The organism is Streptomyces caelestis (assembly GCF_014205255.1).
Classification (GTDB): domain Bacteria; phylum Actinomycetota; class Actinomycetes; order Streptomycetales; family Streptomycetaceae; genus Streptomyces; species Streptomyces caelestis.
In genome coordinates this window covers 517,685-542,104 of record NZ_JACHNE010000001.1, presented here as the reverse complement: position 1 = coordinate 542,104, position 24,420 = coordinate 517,685, and the positions used below count along the sequence as shown (strand labels likewise).

Annotated in this window: 22 protein-coding genes; 12 read left to right on the top strand and 10 right to left on the bottom strand. The window is 72.4% G+C overall.

What is annotated here, in order from left to right; all coding sequences use genetic code 11:
• Nucleotides 1-265 precede the first annotated feature (265 nt).
• Nucleotides 266-730 (top strand): pyridoxamine 5'-phosphate oxidase family protein, encoded by a 465-nt coding sequence (locus HDA41_RS02375; RefSeq protein ID WP_184980172.1) that lies wholly within the window; start codon nt 266-268, stop codon nt 728-730.
• Between the two features lie 78 nt (nt 731-808).
• On the top strand, nt 809-1,201 hold the full coding sequence (locus HDA41_RS02370) for a VOC family protein (RefSeq protein ID WP_184980170.1): 393 nt from the start codon (nt 809-811) through the stop codon (nt 1,199-1,201).
• 140 nt (nt 1,202-1,341) lie between these two features.
• Here HDA41_RS02370 and HDA41_RS02365 read toward each other — a convergent pair whose 3' ends face one another.
• Together HDA41_RS02365 and HDA41_RS02360 are read right to left on the bottom strand one after the other, a co-directional pair.
• Nucleotides 1,342-1,638, bottom strand: coding sequence for a DUF4235 domain-containing protein (locus HDA41_RS02365; protein WP_184980167.1), 297 nt, complete (start codon nt 1,636-1,638; stop codon nt 1,342-1,344).
• 38 nt (nt 1,639-1,676) lie between these two features.
• Complete coding sequence (locus tag HDA41_RS02360) at nt 1,677-2,693, bottom strand: glutathione S-transferase family protein (protein WP_184980165.1); 1,017 nt, start codon at nt 2,691-2,693, stop codon at nt 1,677-1,679.
• A 160-nt stretch (nt 2,694-2,853) separates the two neighbouring features.
• On the opposite strand from HDA41_RS02360, the gene HDA41_RS02355 reads away from it, so the two are divergent.
• A complete protein-coding gene (locus tag HDA41_RS02355) occupies nt 2,854-3,774 on the top strand; it encodes a cation diffusion facilitator family transporter (protein WP_184980163.1) in 921 nt (306 codons plus the stop codon).
• Between the two features lie 99 nt (nt 3,775-3,873).
• On the opposite strand, the gene HDA41_RS02350 is transcribed toward HDA41_RS02355, so the two are convergent.
• Both HDA41_RS02350 and HDA41_RS02345 read right to left on the bottom strand, forming a co-directional pair.
• Entirely contained in the window at nt 3,874-4,323 is a 450-nt protein-coding gene (locus tag HDA41_RS02350; RefSeq protein WP_184980161.1) for a nitroreductase family deazaflavin-dependent oxidoreductase, read from the bottom strand.
• Between the two features lie 116 nt (nt 4,324-4,439).
• Entirely contained in the window at nt 4,440-5,072 is a 633-nt protein-coding gene (locus HDA41_RS02345) for a LysE family transporter (protein ID WP_184980159.1), read from the bottom strand.
• A gap of 349 nt (nt 5,073-5,421) precedes the next feature.
• Here HDA41_RS02345 and HDA41_RS02340 point away from each other — a divergent pair, with 349 nt between their 5' ends.
• Nucleotides 5,422-6,618 (top strand): cytochrome P450, encoded by a 1,197-nt coding sequence (locus HDA41_RS02340; RefSeq protein WP_184980157.1) that lies wholly within the window; start codon nt 5,422-5,424, stop codon nt 6,616-6,618.
• A 13-nt stretch (nt 6,619-6,631) separates the two neighbouring features.
• Nucleotides 6,632-6,832, top strand: coding sequence for a ferredoxin (locus HDA41_RS02335; protein ID WP_184980155.1), 201 nt, complete (start codon nt 6,632-6,634; stop codon nt 6,830-6,832).
• A gap of 19 nt (nt 6,833-6,851) precedes the next feature.
• Here HDA41_RS02335 and HDA41_RS02330 read toward each other — a convergent pair whose 3' ends face one another.
• A complete protein-coding gene (locus HDA41_RS02330) occupies nt 6,852-7,403 on the bottom strand; it encodes a TetR/AcrR family transcriptional regulator (protein ID WP_184980153.1) in 552 nt (183 codons plus the stop codon).
• 93 nt (nt 7,404-7,496) lie between these two features.
• On the opposite strand from HDA41_RS02330, the gene HDA41_RS02325 reads away from it, so the two are divergent.
• Nucleotides 7,497-7,955, top strand: a complete 459-nt coding sequence (locus tag HDA41_RS02325; RefSeq protein WP_184980151.1) for a nuclear transport factor 2 family protein — start codon at nt 7,497-7,499, stop codon at nt 7,953-7,955.
• Nucleotides 7,956-7,983: 28 nt separating this feature from the next.
• Nucleotides 7,984-8,520, top strand: a complete 537-nt coding sequence (locus HDA41_RS02320; RefSeq protein WP_184980149.1) for a flavoprotein — start codon at nt 7,984-7,986, stop codon at nt 8,518-8,520.
• Between the two features lie 3 nt (nt 8,521-8,523).
• Here HDA41_RS02320 and HDA41_RS40905 read toward each other — a convergent pair whose 3' ends face one another.
• Both HDA41_RS40905 and HDA41_RS40900 read right to left on the bottom strand, forming a co-directional pair.
• The gene (locus tag HDA41_RS40905; protein WP_230299688.1) at nt 8,524-8,769 is read right to left on the bottom strand and encodes a hypothetical protein; all 246 of its coding nucleotides are present in this window, start codon (nt 8,767-8,769) and stop codon (nt 8,524-8,526) included.
• Between the two features lie 19 nt (nt 8,770-8,788).
• Complete coding sequence (locus tag HDA41_RS40900) at nt 8,789-9,199, bottom strand: hypothetical protein (RefSeq protein WP_230299689.1); 411 nt, start codon at nt 9,197-9,199, stop codon at nt 8,789-8,791.
• A 239-nt stretch (nt 9,200-9,438) separates the two neighbouring features.
• On the opposite strand from HDA41_RS40900, the gene HDA41_RS02310 reads away from it, so the two are divergent.
• On the top strand, nt 9,439-10,407 hold the full coding sequence (locus HDA41_RS02310; protein ID WP_184980147.1) for an aldo/keto reductase: 969 nt from the start codon (nt 9,439-9,441) through the stop codon (nt 10,405-10,407).
• Between the two features lie 23 nt (nt 10,408-10,430).
• Here HDA41_RS02310 and HDA41_RS02305 read toward each other — a convergent pair whose 3' ends face one another.
• The gene (locus HDA41_RS02305) at nt 10,431-11,270 is read right to left on the bottom strand and encodes a phytanoyl-CoA dioxygenase family protein (protein ID WP_184980144.1); all 840 of its coding nucleotides are present in this window, start codon (nt 11,268-11,270) and stop codon (nt 10,431-10,433) included.
• 63 nt (nt 11,271-11,333) lie between these two features.
• Here HDA41_RS02305 and HDA41_RS02300 point away from each other — a divergent pair, with 63 nt between their 5' ends.
• Both HDA41_RS02300 and HDA41_RS02295 read left to right on the top strand, forming a co-directional pair.
• Nucleotides 11,334-12,269: a helix-turn-helix domain-containing protein gene (locus HDA41_RS02300; protein ID WP_184980142.1), complete on the top strand. Its 936-nt coding sequence runs from the start codon at nt 11,334-11,336 to the stop codon at nt 12,267-12,269.
• A 389-nt stretch (nt 12,270-12,658) separates the two neighbouring features.
• Nucleotides 12,659-14,752 (top strand): RICIN domain-containing protein, encoded by a 2,094-nt coding sequence (locus HDA41_RS02295; protein WP_230299690.1) that lies wholly within the window; start codon nt 12,659-12,661, stop codon nt 14,750-14,752.
• 21 nt (nt 14,753-14,773) lie between these two features.
• Here the strand turns inward: HDA41_RS02295 and HDA41_RS02290 are convergent, their stop codons facing one another.
• Both HDA41_RS02290 and HDA41_RS02285 read right to left on the bottom strand, forming a co-directional pair.
• Nucleotides 14,774-16,030 (bottom strand): arsenic transporter, encoded by a 1,257-nt coding sequence (locus tag HDA41_RS02290; RefSeq protein WP_184993073.1) that lies wholly within the window; start codon nt 16,028-16,030, stop codon nt 14,774-14,776.
• 111 nt (nt 16,031-16,141) lie between these two features.
• Entirely contained in the window at nt 16,142-18,529 is a 2,388-nt protein-coding gene (locus HDA41_RS02285) for a SpoIIE family protein phosphatase (RefSeq protein ID WP_184980138.1), read from the bottom strand.
• A 255-nt stretch (nt 18,530-18,784) separates the two neighbouring features.
• Between HDA41_RS02285 and HDA41_RS02280 the strand changes: the two genes are divergently transcribed.
• Together HDA41_RS02280 and HDA41_RS02275 are read left to right on the top strand one after the other, a co-directional pair.
• A complete protein-coding gene (locus HDA41_RS02280; protein ID WP_184980136.1) occupies nt 18,785-21,880 on the top strand; it encodes a glycoside hydrolase family 2 TIM barrel-domain containing protein in 3,096 nt (1,031 codons plus the stop codon).
• 154 nt (nt 21,881-22,034) lie between these two features.
• Entirely contained in the window at nt 22,035-24,278 is a 2,244-nt protein-coding gene (locus HDA41_RS02275; protein ID WP_184980134.1) for a glycoside hydrolase family 9 protein, read from the top strand.
• Nucleotides 24,279-24,420: the final 142 nt, after the last annotated feature.

Below are 24,420 nucleotides of genomic sequence, written 5' to 3'. Positions count from 1 at the left end.
GCTAGCGGACGGTGGCGTGACCGCCCGCACACTCGAACTCGGCTTCGCAGTCCGAAAGTTGAACCGAGAAGCGGTACGAGGCTGCCCAGGGCGTGAACATGCCATTCCGTGACCCTGCCGTGATCTCCGTTACTGCCCGAACCCCTGGAGCTGCGTATACTCCCTCATCCCTCACCGGGTCCCGGCTTGTTCACCGGGTCTACGCAGCCTCGGAACGTCACACTGGTACGCGGCCGCTGACGACGTTTCAGGAGGATCGCCGACGATGACGTCCGCACCCGTACGCAGCACTGAGCAGCGCAAGAAGGACACCCTGCACCGTCTGGAGCACGACGTGGACGCCTGGGTCGCCACGGCCGACGGCGCGTCGGGGACGCCCTACCTCGTCCCGCTGTCCTTCCTCTGGAACGGCTCGTACCTGCTGTTCGCCACGCCCGCGTCCAGCCCCACCGGACGGAACCTCGCCGCGTCCGGCCGGGCCCGGGTGGGCATCGGGCCGACCCGGGACGTCGTGCTCGTCGAGGGCACCGTGGAGACCGTCCAGCCCGGTGAGCTGACCGAGCAGGACGCCGAACTCTTCGCCGCCAAGACCGGGTTCGATCCCCGCCGACAGGCCACGCCGTACCTCTATTTCCGCGTCGTGCCGCAGCGGGTACAGGCCTGGCGGGAGGCCGACGAACTGGACGGCCGCGAACTCATGCGCGACGGACGGTGGTTGACGGCCGACTGAATCGGCCGGACGGGGATAACCGCAAGGTACAGGGCCGCGGGGCGCGACGCCCCGCGGCCGGAATCCTGCGGAGGAGACATGGCACTGGTGAAAGCGGGTGTTCTGGTGCTCGACTGTGCCGAGCCCGAGAAGCTCGCCGTGTTCTACAAGGAACTGCTGGAGGGGGAGGAGTCGGACGCGACGGCCAACCGGGTGGAGATCAAGGGCGCGGACGGCTTCCGCGTCGCCCTGCGCCGGGACGTCAACGCGACACCGCCCAGCTGGCCCCGCCCCGAGAACTCCCTCCAGGCCCACCTGGAGTTCGTGGTGGACGACCTCGACGCCGTGGAACGCCGGATCATCTCCCTCGGCGGCCGCCCCCTGGAGGCCAAGGAGGCCTCGGGACCCCTGGAGGAGCGCGGCTACGCCGACCCGGCAGGCCACTCCTTCGTCGTGCGCCGCACCCCGCCGACCGCGCCCAAACAGGGCTGACCGGAGACGGCGGGCCGGTTTCCGGTGGCGCTCCCGCGATCTCCGTGCGGGCACGACCAACACCTATGTGGGGGCGGCGGCCCCCCAACACACAGGCCGGCCCCGCCCCGCCGCACCGGCGGGGCGGGGCCGCGTCGTTCTCAGTCGCGGCCGCCCTTCTCCCCGGCCGGCCACGTGCCGGTGGAACGCTCGATGGCCTTGGCGCCCGCGCGGTCCACGGCGCTGCGCACCACGGCGAAGATGGCGCCCTGGACCGCGGCGGCCAGCAGGATCTCCCCCCAGCCGCGGTCCTTGTCCAGCGCGTCGGGCGCGTCCTCCTCGTTTCGGATCGCCATCCACGTCTTGCGGAAGGCCAGCCCGGCCAGCCAGCCGCCCGACCAGCCCAGCACGAACCCGAGGGGCTGGTAGGCGAAGGGAAGCTTCTTCTTCTTGGCCACGTGAATCTCCTTGTTCGGTCAGGGATGGGTGGAAGTGGTCAGGGTGTACCCGAGGCCGGGATCCGCTCATCGGCGCGGACCGGCCCGGGCGGCGTGCCGTCGCCGAACGGCCGGCCGGCCAGTTCCTCGCGGTGGTGCGGGGTCAGCCAGCCGGACAGGTCCGGGCCGAGCGGCACGACGCGGGTCGGGTTGATGCCTGTGTGCACCTGGTAGTAGTGGCGCTTGATGTGGTCGAAGTCGACGGTGTCGCCGAAGCCGGGCGTCTGGTAGAGGTCCCGGACGTACCCCCACAGCACCCGGTTCTCCGTCAGCTTCCAGCGGTTGCACTTGAAGTGGCCGTGGTAGACCGCGTCGAAGCGGACCAGCGTGGTGAACAGCCGGATGTCCGCCTCGGTGATGGTGTCGCCGACGAGGTACCGCTGCCGTTCCAGCCGGTCCGCGAGCAGCTCCAGCCGCCGGAACACACCCGCGCAGGCGGCCTCGTACTCCTCCTGCTCGGTGGCGAAACCCGCCCGGTACACGCCGTTGTTGACGTCCTCGTAGACGTCCGCCATCACCTCGTCGATCTCGTCGCGCAGCTTCTGCGGGTACAGATCGGGCGCGCCCTCCCGGTGCAGGGCCGTCCATTCGGTCGCGAGGTCGAGCGTCAGCTGCTGGTAGTCGTTGGTGACCAGCTTCCCGCTGGGCACGTCCACCATCGCCGGCACGCTGACACCGCCGGGGTAGTCGCTCTCCCGCCGGTCGTAGGCCTCGCTGAGGTAGCGGATGCCGAGGACCGGGTCGCGGCCGTCCTCATCCAGCGTGAAGCGCCAGCTGCGGTCGTCCTGGATCGGGTCGGCGACGGCCAGGGACAGCGCGTCCTCCAGGCCGAGCAGCCGCCGGGAGACCAGCGACCGGCTCGCCCATGGGCAGGCGCGGCTGACGACCAGACGGTAGCGTCCGGCCTCCACCGGCCAGCCGTCCCGGCCTTCGGCGGTGATCCGGTCCGTGAAATGCGCCTTGGACCGTTTGAACGCCCTCCTTCCGTAGGCGCTGTTGCCGTCGTCGCGGCTCATGTGGATGACCTCCTTCGGCCTGGGTGCGGCCTGCCTGTCGTGCGTGTGCCCTGGTGAACGCGTTCCCCTTTTTCCGCCGACGGCACGGTGTGAGCACCGCCGACTGGGGCAATCGGCGTGGGTGAGTGAAGAAGGAACTGATCGGAGGACACGCGTCACCGTGCTGGTGGCGCTCGCTGCCAATCTCGTGATCGCGGTGGCCAAGGCGGTCGGCGGCCTGGCCGCGGGCTCCCCGGCACTGCTGTCGGAGGCGGCCCACTCGGTGGCCGACAGCCTGAACGAGGTGTTCTTGCTGGCGGCACTGCGCCGCAGCCGCCGCCCCGCCGACCGGCGTCACCCCTTTGGCTACGGCAAGGAGCGGTTCTTCTGGTCGCTCCTCGCGGCCGTCGGGATCTTCGTGATGGGCGGGTGCTTCTCGTTCTTCCAGGGCGTCGAGGCCCTGGTGAGTGGAGGGGAGGAGAAACTCGGCGGCTATGTCGCCGGTCTGATCGTGCTCGGAATCGCCCTCCTCGCGGAGGGCGCCTCTCTGCTGCGGGCGCTGTACCAGGTGCGTCGGCAGGGCGGCACGGTCACCGGGCTGCGCGACCCCGCCCTGCGCACGGTCGTCGCCGAGGACGGCACCGCGGTGCTCGGCGTCACGCTGGCCATCGCCGGTATGGCGCTGCACATGGTCACGGGCCAGGTGGTGTGGGAGGCGTCCGCCTCCCTGGCGATCGGCGCGCTGCTGGTCTACGTCGCCTACCGGCTGGGCCGTGACGCCCGCGACCAGCTGATCGGCGAGGCGGCCGACCGGGAGGCGAGCGGGCGGATCCGGGAGTTGCTGCGGGCACAGCCCGAGATCGACAGTGTGGAGGCCCTGTTCACCATGAAGACGGGCCTCGACTCGGCCCTCGTGGCCGCCCGCGTCGACCTCGTGCCCGGCCTGGACAGCGAGCGCGTCGAGGACGTCGCCGTCCGCATCAAGCGCTCCATCGCCCGAACGGTCCCCGAGGCCGACCAGATCTTCCTCGACGTCACCGACCGTCGCGCGCGGGAGGCAGCAGAAAGCCCCGCCGCGACGGGGGAACGCGGCGGGGCCTGACCCACGCGTGCCCCGTCGCGGACGGTTCATGCGGCACCCGGAGAAGTTTTTCGCCGACCACCCCGGACAGGGTGGTCGGCTTCTCCGGCACCCGGTGACTCACCCGCCGTCAACCGGCTCCAGCACGAACACCGGTATCTCCCGGTCCGTCTTCTTCTGGTAGTCGGCGTACGCCGGATACGCCGCGACGGCGCGTTCCCACCACTCGGCCTTCTCCTGGCCCGTGACCTCACGGGCGATCATGTCCTGCTTCACCGGACCGTCCTGGAGCTCCACGTGCGGATCGGCCTTGATGTTGAAGTACCAGACCGGGTGCTTGGGTGCGCCCCCGAGAGAGGCGACCGCGGCGTAACGCCCCTCGTGCTCCACCCGCATCACCGGTGACTTGCGCAGCTTGCCGCTCCTGGCACCCCGTGAGGTGAGGACGACCACCGGCATCTTGGAGCCCTGCAGGGTCGTCCCCTCCGTGCCGCCGGAGCTCTCGTACAGTTCCACCTGCTTGCGCACCCACTGTGTCGGGCTGGGTTCGTACTCGCCCTCGAGAGGCATGACATCCGTCCCATCGTCGCTTCACGGCTGACTGGCACCGGCTTTCAACACCGCTACGCCCGCGAATCATCCGCACCGCGACATATCCCGGCCGGACGCCCACCGGCCGGTCGCGCTCACCCCAACGCCACCGCCATCCGCACGGCCAGCACCGTCATCACCCCGCCCGCCACCAGCGCCGTCACCAGCCGGCCCCGGTGGCCGGTCAGCGCCCGCCCCGGCAGGGCTCCGCTCCCGGCGAGCAGCACCTGCCAGCTCGCGGACGCGGCGAAGGCGGCGAGCACGAAGACGCCCTGCTCCAGCGGGCCGGCCGGGCCCGTCGCGTGCGAGCCGAGCACGAGTGCCGCGAAGTAGATCACGGTGGTGGGGTTGAGCAGGGTGATGCCGAGCAGCCCCAGGTAGGCCCGCGCGGGACCCGGGGGAGCGGGAGCCGTCCGCGTGGCGAGCCGGTGGCCGCGGTACTCGCGCACGGCGGTGACCGCGCTCCACGCCGCCAGCGCGAGCAGCACCAGGACACAGACCCACCGCAGCGTGCCGAGCACCGGCCGCAGCGCGCCGGCCAGGGCCGTGCCCCCGAGCGTGGCCGCGAGGGCGTACAGCCCGTCGGCGGTGGAGACGCCGGGCGCGGCGCAGACACCGGTGCGCAGGGACGTGCGGGCAGTGAGGGAGACCAGGTACGTCCCGACCGCGCCGACGGGGACGGCGACGCCGTACCCGGCGAGCAGCCCCGCGATGAGCGCGGCCGTCATGACCGCGGCGGCGTCGGCCCTCCACGGCGGCCGGACCGCTGCTGTCGGCGCGCGGCGGAAGCGGCGGCGGACAGCGGCGCAAGGACGGCGAACGGAGGCATGACCGGATCCTGGGCCCCGTTCCGTCCCACCGGCAACCGGTTTTCGATCCGGCCCGACGCGCCTCCGCTCCCGGCACGGGCCCAGCTCTCCAACCCCTCCCACGCACACCGGAGTTCGAACTGGAAGACGGCATTCCTCAGCCGAGTTGCCGCCGCCACCGATCTGGCCGAACTTCGCGTCGCCCCATTAGATGCCCTGGGCATCTCATGGGGGTCGGCACGACGCACACTTCGTCTGCGAGGTCTCCATGACGGAAACGACCGCACCCGTCGCCTTCCCCCAGAGCCGGACCTGCCCCTACCAGCCGCCCGCCGCCTACGATCCGCTGCGCAGCGAGCGCCCCCTGACTCGCATCACCCTCTTCGACGGCCGTGAGGCGTGGCTGGTGAGCGGGCACGCGGCCGCCCGCGCACTGCTCGCCGACCCGCGCCTGTCCTCCAACCGCAGCCGTCCCGGCTTCCCCGCCCCGACCCGGCGGTTCGCCGGGATCAAGAACCGCAGAACAGCCCTCCTCGGCGTCGACGACCCCGAACACCGCACCCAGCGGCGGATGGTCGTCGGCGACTTCACCCTCAAACGGGCGGTCGAACTCCGGCCACGCATCCAGCGGATCGTGGACGAACGGCTCGACGCGATGATCGTCCAGGGCCCGCCCGCGGACCTGGTGAGCGCCTTCGCGCTGCCCGTGCCGTCCATGGTGATCTGCGCCCTGCTCGGTGTCCCGTACGCCGACCACGACTTCTTCGAGAGACAGTCACGACGCCTGCTGCGCGGCCCGGAGACCGCCGACGTCGAGGACGCCCGCGACCGGCTGGAGGCGTACTTCGGCGAGCTGGTCGACCGCAAGCGGCAGGACCCCGGCACCGGCCTGCTCGACGACCTGGTCCACCGGCAGCTGCGCGACGGCGCGCTCGACCGCGAGGGACTGACCGCCCTGGCCCTCATCCTGCTGGTCGCGGGCCACGAGACGACCGCCAACATGATCTCGCTCGGCACCTACACCCTGCTCCAGCACCCCGAGCGGCTCGCCGAGTTGCGCGCCGACCCGGGGTTGCTGCCGGCCGCGGTCGAGGAGCTGATGCGGACGCTGTCGATCGCCGACGGCCTGCTGCGTCTGGCCGTCGAGGACATCGAGGTGGCCGGGACGACGATCCGCAAGGGTGACGGCGTGGTCTTCGCGACCTCCGTCATCAACCGCGACGAGACGGTCTACCCCGACCCGGACACGCTCGACTGGAACCGCCCCGCCCGGCACCATGTCGCGTTCGGCTTCGGCATCCACCAGTGCCTCGGCCAGAACCTCGCCCGCGCCGAACTGGAGATCGCCCTGCACACCCTCTTCGACCGGCTGCCCGGCCTGCGCCTGGCCGCTCCCGCCGAGGAGATCCCCTTCAAGCCGGGCGACACGATCCAGGGGATGCTGGAACTCCCCGTGACCTGGTAAGAGACTTCCGCACATGCACATCGACATCGACAAGGACGTCTGCATCGGTGCGGGCCAGTGCGCCCTGACCGCCCCGGACGTGTTCACCCAGGACGACGACGGCTACGGCGCCCTGCTGCCCGGCCAGGAGGACGGCGGCGGCAGTCCGCTGGTACGGGAGGCGGCCCGGGCCTGCCCGGTGAGCGCCATCACCGTGCCGGAGGCGGTGAGCTGACGCCTGGCACATCAGTCCCTCACCCGGCGCCCAGGAGCAGCCGGGCCGCCTCCCGCGCCTCGGCCGCGGGCTCGGCGCTCCTGGTGACACCCGCCGTGACCATGGCACCCTCGGCGAGCAGGAACAACTGCCCGGCCAACGCGCCGGGCAGCCCCGCCGCGTCGACGAGTGAGGCGAGGTAGTCCCGGAAAGCCCGCTTGTGTGCGCGCACCTGACCGGCCACGCGCGCGGACGTCGCGCCGAGCTCCCCGTACGCGTTGATCCACGCACAGCCCCGGAACCCCGGCTCGCCGAACCACCGGCCCAGCCAGTCGAACACGGCCAGGATCCGCTCCCGCGGCTCCCCGTACCGCTCGACGTACTCGGCCAGCTGCCCGCGCCAGCGCGCGTCACGCCGCTCCAGATACGCCTCCACCAGCTGCTCCTTCGCCGGGAACAGCTGGTAGAGCCGCTTGAGTGAGACCCCGGACGTACCGCGGACGTCGTCCATGCCGACGGACTGCACGCCTCGCCCGTAGAACAGCTCCTCGGCGGCGTCCAGCGCCCGCTCGCGGGCCGATGCGCTGTCCATGTCCGACCACTCCTTGACGCGAGAACGAGCGTTCTCCTACCGTAGCAGCCGCTGTGGAGAACGCTCGTTCTCCCTGTAGATCAGGGAGGCCCCATGACCGACCGCCCGCCGCTGCCGCCGTTCACCCGGGACACCGCCGCGCAGAAGGTGCAGGCCGCCGAGGACGCCTGGAACACCCGCGATCCGCACAAGGTCGCCCTCGCCTACTCGGAGGACTCCGTCTGGCGCAACCGCGACACCTTCGTCACCGGCCGCGCCGAGATCGCCGAGTTCCTGACCCGGAAGTGGGAGCGCGAGCAGGAGTACGCGCTGCGCAAGGACCTGTGGGCCTTCGACGGCAACCGCATCGCCGTCCGCTTCCAGTACGAGTGCCGCGACACCGACGGCCGGTGGTGGCGCTCCTACGGCAACGAACTGTGGGAGTTCGACGAGCACGGCCTGATGACCCGCCGCGAGGCGAGCATCAACGACGTACCGATCGAGGAGCGGGAGCGCCGCATCCGCGGCCCGCGGCCGGAGCGGGAGCGCGGAGCCACGTTCCCCCTCCGGTGAGCCCGGCACGGTCGCTAGGGTTTCCGGGATGACCGAACAGGCCGCCCGCAAGCCCTTCCTCTACGTCGTCGTCTGCGCCGCCGGTATCGCCGCGGACGTCAGCAAACTGATCACCGCCGCGCAGGAGCGTGATGGGGAGGTCGGCGTCATCGCGACGCCCGTCGCCATGAACGGCTTCTTCGACACCGCGGCCGTCGAGGCCCAGACGGGCCGCCCCATCCGGTCCGCCTGGCGCGCCCCGGGCGAGCCGCGCCCGTTCCCGGCGCCGGACGCCGTCGTCGTCGCGCCCGCCACCTTCAACACCGTCAACAAGTGGGCGGCCGGCGTCGCCGACACCCTCGCCCTGGGCACCCTGTGCGAGGCGGCGGGGCTCGGTGTGCCGATCGCCGTCCTGCCGTGCGTGGCCGACGCGCTGGCCTCCCACCCCGCCTACCGGGACAGTCTCGAACGGCTGCGGGGGATGGGCGTGCGGTTCGGGCAGCCCTACACCGGAGAGCCCGACGCGGACGGCGGGCGGCCGGAGTTCGGCTGGGGACGGGCGCTGGACCTGGTCGAACGCGGCTGACGGTCAGTCGCAGCCGACCGTGGGCCCCTCCACCGGGCCGCCGGTGTACAGCGCCTGCCCGTGCGGTATCCAGTAGCCCAGCTTCGAGACCACCATCGAGCAGGCCGACGTCAGTGTGACCCGCACGCCCACGATCGCCGGACGCCCCGGCTGGAGGTCGGTGAGGGCGCAGTCCGCGGAGTGCGTCAGCCGGGCCTTCGACGTGTGGCTGTCGACGACACACCGGGCGTCCGCCGCGCTGATCAGCATCCCCGTCGCCTCTCGCCGATCAGCCCGAACCGCCCACCGGGTCCACACCGGCCGGCGCGGAACGGACGTGCACGGTGGCGGTGACGCCGTACGTCCCCGGGCCCGGGGACGGCTGTGAACCGGGCAGCGTCCCGGAGGCGACCGTCGCGCCCTCGCGTCGCGCCGTCCAGGTATCGGAGGTGAGACAGGCGTACCGGACGGACGTCCCGGGGCGGTGGCAGGTCGCGGGCGCCGAGACCGCCATCACCGGCGTGCCGCTGCCCGCGCACAGGCTGACGACGGCCCGCTCGCCGTCCGCGCCACGCAGCTCCCCGGCCGGTGCCCACCGCGTCGCGGGCCCGGCCGCCGCCGGTGCCCGGGCCTCGGGCTGCGGTGGGACCGGCCGGCTCCAGGCGGTCGAGGCGGAGGGGAGGGATGCCGCGGCCGCCACGGTCAGGGCTCTGAGTGTCCTCCGTCGTGCCGCCGCGGCGTCCTCCTGTTCGCCCCCGACCGGCCGGGCGCCGGTCACCTGTGCCGCGGATGCGGAGCGGTCCGGCCGCCCGGCCGCTCCCACTCCGGTCGGTCACCCGGGGGCACCGACGGTGACGGCCCGTCAGCCGGCGCGGCTTCGAGTGCACACGAGCACATACGCTCCCCTTGGAACACCTCCCGAAGGCAGGAGCAGCAACGATGCAGTACGTGAAGCTCGGTTCGACGGGCCTGGACGTCTCGCGGATCTGTCTGGGGTGCATGACCTACGGCGTGCCCGACCGCGGTACGCACGAGTGGACCCTCGACGAGGAGGCCTCCCGCCCGCTGATCCGGCAGGCGGTCGAGGCGGGGATCACCTTCTTCGACACGGCGAACGTCTACTCCGACGGCACCAGCGAGGAGATCGTCGGCCGGGCGCTGCGCGACTTCGCCCGCCGCGACGAGATCGTGCTGGCGACGAAGGTGCACGGCCGGATGCGGCCCGGGCCCAACGGTGCCGGTCTGTCCCGCAAGGCGATCATGACCGAGATCGACCACAGCCTCACCCGCCTCGGCACCGACTACGTCGACCTCTACCAGATCCACCGCTGGGACCCGCACACCCCGGTCGAAGAGACGATGGAGGCCCTGCACGACGTCGTCAAGGCGGGCAAGGCACGCTACATCGGGGCCAGTTCGATGTATGCCTGGCAGTTCTCCAAGGCCCAGTACACCGCCCGGCTGAACGGCTGGACCCGCTTCGTCTCCATGCAGAACCACTACAACCTCCTCTACCGCGAGGAGGAGCGGGAGATGCTGCCCCTGTGCGCGGACCAGGGCGTCGGCGTGCTGCCCTGGAGCCCGCTCGCCCGCGGCCGCCTCACCCGCGACTGGGACACCACGACCGAGCGCGGCGCCACCGACCCCTTCGCCGGCAAGCTGTACCAGGAGGGCGACCGCACCATCGTCGAGGCGGTCACCCGCATCGCCGAGGCACGGGGCGTGCCCCGCGCCCGGATCGCCCTCGCCTGGCTCCTCCAGCAGGACACGGTGACGGCACCGATCATCGGAGCGTCGAAGCCGCAGCACCTGGAGGACGCGGTGGCAGCGGTGGAGCTGGAGCTCAGCGACAAGGAACTCGAGGAACTGGAGCAGCCCTACACGCCGCATCCGATCGCCGGCCACTGAAAGCGCCCCATGGGGACGACAGATCAGTGGGGCCCCTGCGGCGCGAACTCCGTGCCACAGGGCCCCGCGCCTTCACTCTCGGGCAGCACAACCCGCGCCCCGCTCATCGTCATGGTCCGGTAGAACCCCCCGATCCGCTCCGCCGAACGCCCCACGTAGTGCCCGATGAACGACCGCCGGAACCGGTCAGCCGCGCGGTTCGGCTGCGACCCGTGCACCAGACTGCCGTTGAAGAAGAGAACATCCCCCGGCTCCATGCCCACCGGCACGGCGGCCAGACCGGGCGGCGGCGGAACGTACTCCCGGGCGAAGGACACTCCCGCATCCGCCTCCTGCGGACAGAACAGGTCCATCCGGTGCGTGCCCGGCACGACCTCCAGCCCGCCGTTCTCCCGGTCGATCATGTCGCAGGCCAGCCACGCCGCCACGCACGTGCCCGGCTCCACCCGCAGATAGAAGTTGTCCTGGTGCAGCGCCTGCCCCCGGGCGCCCGGCGGCTTGAAGTAGAACATGCTCTGCGCGGCCAGGGCCTCCTCCCCGAGGAGCACCTCCAGAACCGTCCGCAGCCGGGCGTCCAGCAGGACCTCGCGAGCGAGGTCGTTGATCTCGTGCGGGTGCATCACCCGCGGCCAGACGTGCAGCGGATCGGCGCCCGGCCCGGACGCGCGCGGCTCGAAGTGCCCGGGCACCGGGCCGGCCGCCCGCAGCGTCGTGAACTCCTCGCACAACCGCTCGGTCTCGTCGGCCCCGAAGAGCCCGCGCACGACCGTGAAACCGTCCTCCTCGAAACCCTCCCGGTACCGCCGGAGCGCGGCAGGGTCCAGGATGGGAACGCCGGCGGCACCGTTGCCCGTGACTGTCATGAGTGCACTCCTCGGTCAGTGGTCCCCGGCACGACACGCTAGGTCACCGAGCCACCGAGGGGGATGTCCGTGCGTGCTGACGGATTGCCCGGCACTGCTGAGCACGGGCCCGACGGGGACCCCGCACCGCCGCCCGGTCTGGTCGTGCTCGGCCACTTCGACCAGCCGCCCGGATACGGCGTCAACCGGCCTCGCGGGGCCGCGAGTTGGCTCTTCACCTGGACCACGGGTGGCCGGGGGCGGCTCTGGCAGGGCGGGGTGGAGACCTCGGCCGGTGCGGGCCGGCTGGTGGTGCTCGCCCCCGGTGCCCCGCACGGGTACGCGGTCGGGCCCGGTGCCCGGCGCTGGCGGTTCTGGTGGGCGCACTGCCAGGCCCGCCCGTCGTGGGCCGCGTGGCTGCGGCCGCACGACGCCGGCGACGGGGTGTACGTGGTGACCTCCGCCCGGGCCGCGGTGCACGGCCGTGTCGAGGCGGCGTTCCGGCGGATGCACGCCGACGCCCGCCGGCCCGGCGCCGGGGGACCGCCCGACGCTGCGGCGGCCCCCGACGGGCAGATCGCCGTCGCGCACGGCAGTGCCGCCCGCGAACTGGCGCTGTGCGCACTGGAGGAGATCGTCCTCCTCACCACCGCCGGCGCCCGGCAGGCGGCAGCCCGTCCCGGCCTCGACCCACGGATCCACCGGGCCCAGGAGCTCATCGACGCCGACCCGGGCGCCCCGCACACCGTCCGCTCGCTGGCCGGGCAGGTCTCCCTGTCGCCGTCCCGCTTCGCCCATCTGTTCAGCCGCCAGCTCGGCCAGTCACCCATGCGCGCCCTGCGCGAGGCGCGGCTGCGTCACGCCGCCCGGCTGCTGGAGGGGACCGACCTGCCCGTGGAACGCGTTGCCGCGGCTTCGGGTTTCGCCAGCCCGTTCCACTTCAACCGTGTCTTCCGTGAGCGGTACGGAACACCGCCCGGGGCGTACCGGAACGCGGTTCACGGCGGTCCGCGGGACTGAGAAGCGGTGTGGCCATTGGTTCCTGGAGGAGTCCTAGAATGGGCCTTGCCGGGACGGTCCGAGGGTGTGAGCTGCTGTGCAGACGGCAGTTCAATGGTTTCCGGGCGGCGCCCGGAGCGGGGGCGCCTGGAAGTGAAAAGGCGTCGCGAAAAACAGAACGGACAGCACGGAAATCCCTTTTGCACTGCACTTGACACTTTGTCAAAGTCCCTGGCAGCGCCCACAATGCACGAAACCGCGAGATCACTTGTTACCTGTTGCTGACCTGTGCAAAGGTGTGCCTTGTCGGCGTCCGGACAACACGCCATTCTTCGTATGCGCGAGGCCACCGGGCCGGCATACCCCTTGGTATGGACTTTCTTCCGCATGTCCTTGAGAGGAATGCAGCCGTGAACGACGCAGGCCCGTCGAATTCTCCGGGTCCGGCCCGCAGGATCGGCGCGACGGACGAGCAACTGAGCGCCGAGCTCAGGAAGTGGACGGGGGCGACCCCCGCGCTTCACCCCGTCGGTGAACTGCTGGACCGGCACTGGGAGGCGGCCTCCGCCTACGCCCGGCTGTGCACCGACGGTCCGCGTTCCGCCGGAATACTGACCACCGCCGCGTTCACCCGGATCTTCGGCGAAACCCTGCGCCAGAACGGCCCCACCTCCGCGTGGCGGCCCCATCTGCTCCTCACCGTACGGCGTATCGCGGCCGAGTGGGCCACCGACCACAGGCGGGACATGCTCCACCCGCAGCTGCTGTCCGGGGCCGGTGAGGGGGAGCGGGTGGCCGCCCGGCTGCTGCCGCAGCAGCACCGGCGGCTGCTGTCCGGCGCTTTCCAGCGGCTGCCCCAGTCCGCGCGCTGCCTGCTGTGGCACGTCGAGGTCGAGGCCGAACCGCTCGCCGTCCCCGCCGGGCTGCTCGGCCTGGACGAGGAGGGCGCCCGCGTCGAACTGGGCCGGGCCCGTGACCGGCTGCGCGAGGAGAGCCTCCAGCTGCACCGCGAACTCGCGCCCGACGAGGAGTGCCGGCGCTATCTGCGCCTGCTGGATGTCACGTACCGGCGTGGCGCCCTCGACCTCGACCCCGATCTACGCGCGCATATCCAGGGCTGCGGGCACTGCGCCGCTGCCGCGGACCAGCTCGACCGGTTCAACCACGGGCTCGGTCTCGCCCTGGCGGAGGGCGTGCTGGGCTGGGGCGGGCGGGAGTACGCGGAGAGCAGACCGAGCGGCGCCGCGGAGAGCGGCGCGACCGACGCCCCGGGGCCCGGCACGGAGACGGCCACCGCGGAGAACGGGCTCCCCGGGGGTGTGGCCGCTGAGGACTTCCCCGACCCCGTCGTCCTCGCGGGCAGGGTCGGGGAGTCGTTCACCGACCCGGTCGGCACGGCCGCCATGCCACCCGCCCCCGCCACACCCGCTCCCGTCCCCGCCACGGTGGAAGCAGCGCAGGCTCCCGCCCACGACGGCTTCCCCGCCCCGCCCGGCACCCCGCCGGCCGGAGCCGTCCCCGGCCCGCGTGCCGACGGCCCCCGCACAGCGGCCCGCAGGTCCGCCCAGAAGTCGGCCCGCCGTGCCGCCCGCCGACGCAACCTCACCGTGGGCATCCTGACCGTCAGCGGCCTGGTCGTCCTGCCGCTGGTCGTGTGGTCCCTGGGCAACTCGGGCGAGGGCACTCCGCAGGCCGGTGCCGGCCGGCCCTCGAAGACGCCCGGCTCAGGTGCGGGCGAGCCGACGGGCGACCCGTCGTGGGTCGGGTCGGGCGACGCCGACAAGGGCGCCCTGCGAGGCCGGTTGCACAACGTCGCCTCCGGACTGTGCGTCGGCATCGAGGGCGAGAAGGCCGTCGAGGACGCGGAGGCCGAGCTCACCACCTGCTCCTCGGACGCCGCCCAGCAGTGGACGTACGAGACCGACGGTCTGCTGCGCAACGGCGCCGACCCCGACCTGTGCCTGGACTCGCACCTCGGCTACTCGGTGCGGCTGGCCCCCTGCACGGGAGAGTCCCGGCCGGACACCAGGAACATCCGCTACGACTTCACCCTCCAGGGCGCCCTGGTGCCCCGCTGGGACCAGGACCTCGCCCTGGCTCCGGCCGCGACCGACGGCTCGGGAGCCCTGGTCCTCAAGACCCGGGCAGCCGCCGAGGTGCAGCGCTGGGCGATCGACACCTCCAAGGCGGACCTCCAGTTGGAGGTCGTCAACTGGAGGTCCGCCGCCCCGGCGCCGCGCCCCACGCCCACCCCGACGCCCTCGAAGACCCCCACGGCGACACCGACACCGACCCGGTCCGCCACCCCGTCGGCGGCACCGCGGCCGGCGCCGACCGGTGCGGCGCCCACCGAATCGGCCTGCTACCGGTACGGCTACCCCTGCGACGGGGACGGGGACGGGGACGGCCAGGGCGGCTACCCCGGACACGGGTATCCCGGCTACGGCTACCCCGGTCATGGCTACGGGTACGGCGGCTACGGCGGCGGAGGCGGCCACCGCTGACCGGACGCGCCCTCGGGCCCCTCAGCCCCCGACGACGCGCAGCGACAGCCACAGCGCCACCACGGCCGGCACCAGCGCGGCCGGTACGGCGAGCAGCCCGAGCCGGGTGAACTCCCCGAGCCCGACCCGGTGTCCGTGCTGCTGCACGATCCGCCGCCACAGCAGGGTCGCCAGTGATCCGGCGTAGGTCAGGTTGGGGCCGATGTTCACGCCGAGCAGCACCGCGAGCACGGCACCGGGACCGGCCCCCGCGGTCAGCGGCAGCAGCACCAGAACCGCGGGCAGGTTGTTGATGAGGTTCGCCAGGACGGCGGCCAGCGCGGCCACGCCCAGCAGCGTGAGCAGGCCCGAACCGTCGGGCAGCACCCGGTGGAGCGCGTCGGCGAGCCCGTGGTCGACGACCGCCCGCACGACGACACCGAGGGCCAGCACGAACGCCAGGAAGGCCGGTGCCGCGGACCGCACGACCGTCAGCGGGGTGGCCCGCCGCCGCAGCAGCGACCGCACGGCCAGCACGAGCGCGCCGGCCAGGGCGGCCCACGCCGGTGCGATACCGAGGGCGGAGGCCACGACGAACCCGGCGAGCGTGCAGCCCACGGTGATCAGGGCGAACAGCGGCAGCTCGGGAGGCGTCGCGGGGTCGGGGGAGGGGAGCGGGGCGGTCAGTTCGTCGTCGAAGAAGCGCCGGAACACCAGGTACTCGGCGCCGATCGCCACCAGCCAGGGCAGCGCCATCAGTGCCGCGAACCGGGTGAAGCTCAGCCCGCTCGCCGTGAAGGCCAGCAGGTTGGTCAGGTTGGAGACCGGCAGCAGCAGCGAGGCGGTGTTCGACAGATGGGCGCAGGCGTAGAGGTGCGGCCGGGCCCGGACGCCCATCCGGGAGGCGGTGGCGAGCACCACCGGTGTGAGCAGGACGACGGTGGCGTCCAGACTGAGCACGGCCGTGATGACGGAGGCCAGTGCGAACACCGCCGTCAGCAGCCGCGCGGGACGCCCCGCCGCCCAGCGGGCCATCCACGCCCCGCACGCCGTGAACAGCCCCTCGACGTCGCAGAAGTGCGCGAGCACCAGCACGGCCGCGAGGAAGCCGACCACGGGCCCCAGCCGCTGGATCTCCTCCCACGCGTGGTCCGGCGGGATCACTCCGATGGCGACCGCGAGCCCGGCGGCCGGAACCGCCAGCACGGCCTCGGGCAGCCCCCGCGGACGGATCACCGCCCAGACCAGCACGGCGGCCAGCAGCGCCACGGACAGGACTTCGGCGAGCGGGGTGTTCAGGGCGGCGTCCTCCGCGACGTGGTCAGGTCGTGCCCGCCCATGAAACCAGGCGCCGGTAAGAGGGCTGCTACGAGGACCCCGTCGCCCTCACGGCCCGCTGCCCGTGTCCGCTCACAGGCCGTCGAGCAGTTCCAGCTCCGCCCAGATCGTCTTGCCCTCGGTGGTGTGCCTGCTGCCCCAGCGCTGGGTGAGCTGGGCGACCAGGAGCAGCCCGCGGCCCCCCTCGTCCCAGGTCTTGGCGCGGCGCAGGTGCGGCGCCGTGTGGTTGGTGTCGGACACCTCGCAGATCAGCGTGGACGCGTCGTGGATCAGCCGCAGCCGGATGGGCGCGGCGCCGTAGCGGATGGCGTTGGTGACCAGCTCGCTCACCACCAGTTCCGCGGTGAAGGTGGCCTCGATCAGCCCCCACCGGTCGAGCTGGTCGACGACCTGCTTGCGGATGGGGGCCACCAGCGCCGGGTCGGCGGGGATGTCCCAGGTCGCCACCTGGGAGGACGGCAGGCCGCGGGTGCGGGCCAGCAGCAGGGCCACGTCGTCGGCGGAGCCGCCCGGCGGGAGCAGGGCGTGCAACACGCGGTCGCAGGTCTCGTCCAGGGAGTCGCTGGGGGCCGACAAGGCCTGGCGGAGCATCCGGTGGCTCGCGTCGACGTCCCGCTCGCGGCTCGCGAGCAGCCCGTCCGTGTGGAACGACAGGACACTGCCCTCCCGCAGCTCCACCTCGGCGGACTCGAACGGCAGCCCCCCGACACCGAGCGGGGGACCGGAGGGCAGGTCGAGCTGCCGGGCCGGGCCGTCCGGCGGGACCAGCAGGGGCTGCGGGTGCCCGGCCCGCGACAGGGTGCAGCGTCGCGACACGGGGTCGTACACCGCGTACAGGCAGGTGGCGCCGACCTCTCCGGTGGCGGCGTCGCTGCCGGACTCCTGGGACAGCCGGACGACCAGGTCGTCGAGGTGGGTGAGCAGCTCGTCGGGGGCCAGGTCGATGTCGGCGAGGGTGCGGACGGCGGTGCGCAGCCGGCCCATGGTGGCCGAGGCCTGGATGCCGTGGCCGACGACGTCGCCGACGACCATCGCGACGCGCATCCCGGACAGCGGGATCACGTCGAACCAGTCACCGCCCACGCCGGAACGGGTGGCGGGAAGGTAGCGGGAGGCCGCCTCCACCGCCGGGGTGCGCGGCAGGGTGCGGGGCAGCAGGCTGCGTTGCAGGGTGAGCGTCGTCTCACGCTCGCGGGAGTAGCGGCGGGCGTTGTCGATGCAGACGGCGGCCCGGGCCGTGACCTCCTCGGCCAGCAGCACGTCGTCGGCGGTGAAGGGCTCGGGGCGCCGGAAGCGGGTGAAGACCGCGACCCCGAGGGTCGAGCCCCTGGCCTGGAGCGGCACGGACATCGTGGAGTGGACGCCGTACTCGCGGACCCGCCGGAACCGGACCGGGTCCCAGGCGAGCCACTGTTCGAGGTCGCCGCCGTCCGCTGCGGAGGACACGACCGCGTGACCCGCGATGAGCGAGGCGGCCTGCGGGGACTTCTCCGGATAGACGTCCACCTGCCCCGGCTTGGCCACGGCCTCGGGGCTGCCCGGGTTGACCGACTGGTGGGCGGCCCGGCGCAGGCTCACCGGTGGGGCCGGCGGCCCGGCGGACTCGCCGCCGTGCTCCCGTACGTCGAGCAGGTCGACGCTGACGAAGTCGGCGAGCGTCGGCACGCACACGTCCGCCAGCTCCTGGGCCGTACGGGTGACGTCGAGGGTGGTGCCGATGCGCACGCTCGCCTCGTTGACCAGCTGGAGCCGCTCCCGTGACCGGTACTGGTCGGTGAAGTCGTGGGCCGTCACGCACACGCCCCGCACCCGCCCCGAGTCCTCGGTGAGCGGTGCGAGCCGGGCCAGCCAGGCGTGCGCATCCCGGTTCTCGCCGCTGGCCTTCATGTACGTCTGCATGTCCTGCCGCCGGCCGGTGATCAGCACGCGGCGCAGGTACTCCTCCAGCTCCGCGTTCTGCGGCCGGCTGCCGATGTCGGTGGGCCGCAGGCCCCGCAGCCGGTCGCGGGGCAGGCCGAGGAGGTCCGCCATGGCGTCGTTGACGCCGCGCAGCCGCAGCCGCTCGTCGAAGACCATCGTGGCGCAGGGCGACTGCGTCAGGGCCGCCCGCACCAGCGGATCGTCCGGCAGCTCCGGCACGGGGGCCTGAGGCGGGGACACGGCGAGCCACTCGGCCGCCTCCGGGCCGTCCGGCGGTCTGCGGTGGGCGAGCACCCACGCGGAGACCGCGTGCCCGTCGCGGTGACGCAGCGTGAGTGTCCCGCTCCAGCGGGCGTCGGCGGGCACGGGCGGCGGCTCCGCCCCGTCGGCCAGCAGCTCGACGGCCGGACGGCCCAGCACCTCGGCGGCCGTATGGCCCAGCAGACGGTGTGCGCCCTCGCTCCACTCGGTGAGCGTGCCGTCGGCGGCGATGACGGCGCGGGCGGCCACGCCATCGTCGAACGGCTCGTCCGGGCTCATCGTCGCCACTCCATACGGACACTCACAGTGATCAGGGAGGTCGCTTGAGTTCCAGACTAGTCCGTGGGCGCCCGACATGAACCGGTAACCCCTGCGCGGCCGGCGGCACACGGTCGAGGCGCGATTCCGGCCGATGTGACGCCCGGGGCAGAACGACGCTCCCGCACCCTTGACGGCCCGGTGTGACACCTCGACAGAATCTGTTCGTTCACGATTAGTTGTGAGTATTTCTGGGTCTTATGAGGGAGAGCCGCCATGTCGGTCACGCGCAGATCGGTCCTGCTCGCCTCCGCCGCCGCGCCCGCGGCCGGAACACTGCTGGGCGCCCCGGAGGTGTGGGCGGCCGAGGAGGCGCGCGGCGCGTCCGGCCGCCGCACCGTCGCCCTGCGCGACGGCTGGCGTTTCGCGCTGGTCAACCCGGGCGGCATCACCGACCCGACCGGCGCCTACGCCGACGCCCACCTTCCCGGACACGACGACTCCGGATGGCGCGAGATCGCCGTCCCGCACGACTGGAGCATCGAGCAGACCCCCACCACCGAGCACGGCACCACCAGCGGCACCGGCTTCCTCCCCGGCGGCCTCGGCTGGTACCGCCTCGCCTTCACGCTGCCGCCCGCCCTCGCGGGCAAGCGGATCTCGGTGGAGTTCGACGGCGTCTACATGGACTCCCACGTCTACTGCAACGGCAAGGAGGCCGGCCGCCACCCCTACGGCTACACCGGCTTCGCCCTCGACCTCACCGGCCTGGTGCACACCGACGGCACCACCGAGAACGTGCTGGCGGTCAAGGTCCAGAACCGGCTCCCCAGCAGCCGCTGGTACTCGGGCAGCGGTATCTACCGCGAGGCCCGCCTGGTGATCACCGAGCCGGTGCACGTGGCCCGCTGGGGCACCCGCGTCACCACCCCCGAGATCTCCGCCGAACGGGCCGTCGTACGGGTCGACACGTCGGTGGTCAACGCGTCGGGCGCGGGCGCCGACGTCGAGGTCGTCTCCCGGATCGTCGATCCGAAGGGCCGGACGGTTGCCCGTACCTCCTCCACGGCCGCCGTCACCGACGAGAAGACCGAGACCCACGAGCTCACGGTCCGGCGCCCCCGGCTCTGGGACATCGCGGCCCCGCACCGCTACACCCTGCTCACCGAACTGCGCGTCGGCGGCAGGACCACCGACACCTACCGCACGCCGTTCGGGTTCCGCACCTTCCGCTTCGACCCGGACGAGGGCTTCTTCCTCAACGGCACCCACCACAAGCTCAAGGGCGTCGACCTCCACCACGACCTCGGCGCGCTCGGCGCCGCGGTCAGCATCGACGCGATCCGTCGCCAGATGGAGATCATGCGGTCCATGGGCGTCAACGCCCTGCGCACCTCCCACAACCCGCCCGCGCCCGAGGTGATCCGGGTCTGCGAGGAGCTGGGCATCGTCATGCTGGTGGAGGCGTTCGACTGCTGGCGCACCGGCAAGAACCGGTACGACTACGGCCGGTTCTTCGACGAGTGGTGCGACAAGGACGCGACCGAGATGGTGCTGGCGGCCCGCAACTCGCCCGCCGTGCTGATGTGGTCCATCGGCAACGAGGTCCCCGACTCCACCTCCACCGCCGGCCTCGCCATGGCCGACCGGATCATCGCCGCGATCAGGGCCGCCGACGACACCCGCCCGCTGGTCATCGGCTCCGACAAGTACCGCCGCCTCCCCGCCAAGGGCTCCGCGGCCGACCTGATGCTGGCCAAGCTGGACGGCCTCGGCCTCAACTACAACACCGCCAAGTCGGTGGACCAGCTGCACGCGGCCTACCCGCACCTCTTCCTCTTCGAGTCCGAGTCCTCCTCGGAGACCTCCACCCGGGGCGAGTACCAGGAGCCCGAGCACCTCAACACCGGCGAGAACTACACGCCGGGAAGGCGCGGGACCTCCTCCTACGACAACAACCTCGCCTCCTGGACCATGAGCGGCGAGTACGGCCACAAGAAGGACCGGGACCGCAAGTGGTTCACCGGGCAGTTCCTGTGGTCGGGCATCGACTACATCGGCGAGCCCACGCCCTACGACGTCTTCCCGGTCAAGGCGTCCTTCTTCGGCGCGGTCGACACGGCGGGCTTCCCCAAGGACATGTACTACCTGTTCCAGAGCCAGTGGACCGAGAAGCCGATGGTCCACCTGCTGCCGATGACCTGGAACCATGCCGAGGGCGACACGGTCGAGGTGTGGGCGTACTCGAACGTCGGCACCGTCGAGCTGTTCCTCAACGGAAAGTCCCTGGGCGTACGGCGGTTCGACACCAAGAAGACCGTCGACGGCCGCACGTACCTGGAGACGACCGAGGCGACCGGCGACGACAAGACCTTCACCGACGGCCCCTACCCCGGCAGCTACACCAGCCCCAACGGCAGCGCCGGCAAGCTCCACCTGACCTGGAAGGTGCCTTACGCGCCGGGCGAGCTGAAGGCGGTCGCGCGGCGGGACGGCAAGGTGGTCGCCACCGACGTGCTGCGCACCGCCGGCGCCCCGCACGCGATACGCCTGACGCCGGACCGCGAGTCCCTCGCCGCCGACGGGCGTTCGCTGGTCTTCGTGACCGCCGAGGTGGTCGACCGGCGCGGTGTGGTGGTGCCCGACGCGGAGCACCTGCTCTCCTTCGAGGTGGCGAACGGCTCCCTCGCCGGGCTCGACAACGGCCGCCAGGAGAGCGCCGAGCGCTACCAGGCGAGCACCCGCACCGCCTTCCACGGCAAGGCCCTCGCCATCGTCCGCTCCGGCACGAAGGCGGGCACGGTGAAGGTGACCGCCCGCGCCGACGGACTGCGCACCGGCACGGCGACCGTACGCGCCACCCGGGCGGGGGACCGGGCCGAGACCGCCCCGGCCGCTTTCCGGCCGGATCATCCCGCGCCCGTCGACTACCCGCACGCGGACGCCAGTTACTCCGGCCGCCCGGACACCCTGCCCGCCGCCATGCTCGACGCAGACCCGGCCACCGGCTGGTCCAACGGCTTCTACAAGCAGGCCACGGCCCTGCTGCCCGCCTTCGACGGGGCGCGCACCGAGGACTGGGTCACGGTCGACCACGGACGCACCCGCGGCTTCGACCGGGTGGACGTCTCCTTCACCGTCGACGCCACGCACAGCCTGCCCGCGGCGATCGAGGTGGCGGTGTGGGACGGCCGTGCGTGGCGGGCCGTGGAGGACACGGCGGTCGACTGGGCCACCGCCTCCGACACCCCGACCGTGATCACCTTCAAGGCCGTCCGCGGCTCCCGGATCCGGCTCACGATGACGAGCCGCCACCCCGACGAGGCCCGGGGCGCCCTCCGCATCAGCCGGCTGGAGACCCCGGCCGCCTGAGCTCTCGGGAGGTACGGTCCGGGCGGGTGGCGACAAGCCAGTCCCGTCCGGACCGTTGACGGGGCGTCACATCAGCCACAACCATGGCGGGCATCCGCATCTGGGAGCGCTCCCACGCCGAGCGCCACCCGCACCTCCCCAGAGGAGCCCAGACGTGAAACGACGCAGAACCGCCCTGTTGTCCCTGACGGCCCTCCTGGCGACCGCGCTCACGGCGCTGCCCTCCGCACCGGCCGGGGCCGAAGAGACCGAGCAGGTCAGGAACGGCACCTTCGACACCACCACCGACCCTTGGTGGGCGACCAGCAACGTCACCGCGGGCCTGTCCGACGGCCGGCTCTGCGCCGACGTCCCCGGCGGCACCACCAACCGCTGGGACGCCGCCGTCGGGCAGAACGACATCACCCTGGTGAAGGGGGAGTCGTACCGCTTCTCCTTCAGCGCGACCGGCACGCCGGCGGGACACGTCGTGCGGGCCATCGTCGGCCTGTCGGTGTCGCCGTACGACACCTACCACGAGGTGTCGCCGCAGCTCAGCGTCTCCGGCGACACCTACTCCTACACCTTCACCGCGCCCGTGGACACCGCCCAGGCCCAGGTCGGCTTCCAGCTCGGCGGCAGCGCGGATCCCTGGCGCTTCTGCCTGGACGACGTCTCGCTGCTCGGCGGAGTGGCGCCGGAGCCGTACGAGCCCGACACCGGGCCCCGGGTCCGCGTCAACCAGGTCGCCTATCTGCCCGCCGGGCCGAAGAACGCCACCCTGGTCACCGACGCCACGGCGAAACTGCCCTGGGAGCTGAGGACCTCCGGCGGGAGGGTGGTCGCCCGGGGTACGACCGTGCCGCGCGGCGTCGACGCCTCCTCCGGGCAGAACGTCCACTCGATCGACTTCGGCGCGTACCGCACGAAGGGCACGGGCCTCACGCTGGTCGCCGACGGCGAGACCAGCCGCCCCTTCGACATCGGCGCGAGCGCCTACGAGCGGCTCCGGGTGGACTCGGCGAAGTACTACTACACCCAGCGCAGCGGCATCGCGATACGCGAGGACCTGCGGCCCGGCTACGGCCGCCCCGCCGGGCACGTGGGCGTGGCCCCCAACAAGGGCGACACGGCCGTGCCGTGCCAGCCCGGCGTCTGCGACTACACCCTGGACGTCAGCGGCGGCTGGTACGACGCCGGCGACCACGGCAAGTACGTCGTCAACGGCGGCATCTCCATCTGGGAGGTGCTGAGCACCCACGAGCGCGCGCTGCACGCCCGCACCGGCGACGCCGGCAAGCTCGGCGACGGCACGCTCGCCATCCCCGAGAGCGGCAACAAGGTCCCCGACATCCTCGACGAGGCCCGCTGGGAGCTGGAGTTCCTGCTGAAGATGCAGGTGCCCGACGGCAAGCCGCTGGCCGGCATGGCCCACCACAAGATGCACGACGAGCAGTGGACCGGCCTGCCGCTGCTGCCCAGTGAGGACCCGCAGAAGCGCGAACTGCACCCGCCGTCCACCGCGGCCACCCTCAACCTCGCGGCCACGGCGGCGCAGGCGGCCCGCCTCTACCGGCCCTACGACAAGGCGTTCGCCGACCGGGCGCTGGCGGCCGCCCGCAAGGCCTGGTCGGCGGCGCTCGCGCACCCCGACCGCTACGCCTCCGAGAGCGACGGCATCGGCGGCGGCGCCTACGCCGACAGCGACGTCACCGACGACTTCTACTGGGCTGCGGCCGAGCTGTACCTCAGCACGGGCGAGAAGCGGTTCCAGGACCACATCCTGAAGTCCCCGGTCCACACGGCCGACATCTTCAGCCCGGTCGGCTTCGACTGGGCCCGCACGGGCGCGGCGGGCCGTCTCGATCTCGCCACGGTGCCGAACAGGCTGCCGGGACGCGACAAGGTCCGCCAGTCCGTCGTCAAGGGCGCCGACCGCTACCTGGCCACCCTGAAGGCTCATCCCTACGGCATGCCGTACGCGCCGGACGGCAACAAGTACGACTGGGGCTCCAGCCACCAGATCCTCAACAACGCCGTCGTCCTCGCCACCGCGTACGACCTCACCGGCGCCTCGAAGTACCGGGACGGCGCGCTCCAGAGCATGGACTACATCCTGGGCCGCAACGCCCTGAACATCTCCTACGTCACCGGCTACGGCGAGGTCAGCGCCCAGAACCAGCACAGCCGCTGGTACGCCCGCCAGCTCGACCCGAACCAGCCGAACCCGCCGAAGGGCACCCTCGCGGGCGGACCGAACTCGAGCATCCAGGACCCCTACGCACAGAGCAAACTCCAGGGCTGCGTCGGCCAGTTCTGCTACATCGACGACATCCAGTCCTGGTCGACCAACGAGCACACGATCAACTGGAACGCCGCCCTGACCCGCATGGCCGCCTTCGTGGCGGACCAGGGATAGCCACCGCACGAGCACGCCGGGTGCCGGGGGAGTCCGCCGACAGGACGCCTCCGGCACCCGCGCGTGGCCTGGTGTCATGCACGCGGTGCGGGTAGCCGGCATCGAGGTCGCCTACGACCGGGAGGGCCAAGGCCCCGACCGC

Excerpts from the sequence above, each read along its gene's own strand:
- HDA41_RS02280 (WP_184980136.1), top strand. The coding sequence starts at position 18,785 with ATGTCGGTCACGCGCAGATCGGTCCTGCTCGCCTCCGCCGCCGCGCCC.
- HDA41_RS02330 (WP_184980153.1), bottom strand. The coding sequence starts at position 7,403 with ATGGACAGCGCATCGGCCCGCGAGCGGGCGCTGGACGCCGCCGAGGAG.
- HDA41_RS02360 (WP_184980165.1), bottom strand. The coding sequence starts at position 2,693 with ATGAGCCGCGACGACGGCAACAGCGCCTACGGAAGGAGGGCGTTCAAA.
- HDA41_RS02350 (WP_184980161.1), bottom strand. The coding sequence starts at position 4,323 with ATGCCTCTCGAGGGCGAGTACGAACCCAGCCCGACACAGTGGGTGCGC.
- HDA41_RS02325 (WP_184980151.1), top strand. The coding sequence starts at position 7,497 with ATGACCGACCGCCCGCCGCTGCCGCCGTTCACCCGGGACACCGCCGCG.
- HDA41_RS02345 (WP_184980159.1), bottom strand. The coding sequence starts at position 5,072 with ATGACGGCCGCGCTCATCGCGGGGCTGCTCGCCGGGTACGGCGTCGCC.
- HDA41_RS02310 (WP_184980147.1), top strand. The coding sequence starts at position 9,439 with ATGCAGTACGTGAAGCTCGGTTCGACGGGCCTGGACGTCTCGCGGATC.
- HDA41_RS40905 (WP_230299688.1), bottom strand. The coding sequence starts at position 8,769 with ATGCTGATCAGCGCGGCGGACGCCCGGTGTGTCGTCGACAGCCACACG.
- HDA41_RS02305 (WP_184980144.1), bottom strand. The coding sequence starts at position 11,270 with ATGACAGTCACGGGCAACGGTGCCGCCGGCGTTCCCATCCTGGACCCT.
- HDA41_RS02285 (WP_184980138.1), bottom strand. The coding sequence starts at position 18,529 with ATGAGCCCGGACGAGCCGTTCGACGATGGCGTGGCCGCCCGCGCCGTC.
- HDA41_RS02320 (WP_184980149.1), top strand. The coding sequence starts at position 7,984 with ATGACCGAACAGGCCGCCCGCAAGCCCTTCCTCTACGTCGTCGTCTGC.
- HDA41_RS02340 (WP_184980157.1), top strand. The coding sequence starts at position 5,422 with ATGACGGAAACGACCGCACCCGTCGCCTTCCCCCAGAGCCGGACCTGC.
- HDA41_RS02370 (WP_184980170.1), top strand. The coding sequence starts at position 809 with ATGGCACTGGTGAAAGCGGGTGTTCTGGTGCTCGACTGTGCCGAGCCC.
- HDA41_RS02375 (WP_184980172.1), top strand. The coding sequence starts at position 266 with ATGACGTCCGCACCCGTACGCAGCACTGAGCAGCGCAAGAAGGACACC.
- HDA41_RS02335 (WP_184980155.1), top strand. The coding sequence starts at position 6,632 with ATGCACATCGACATCGACAAGGACGTCTGCATCGGTGCGGGCCAGTGC.
- HDA41_RS02300 (WP_184980142.1), top strand. The coding sequence starts at position 11,334 with ATGTCCGTGCGTGCTGACGGATTGCCCGGCACTGCTGAGCACGGGCCC.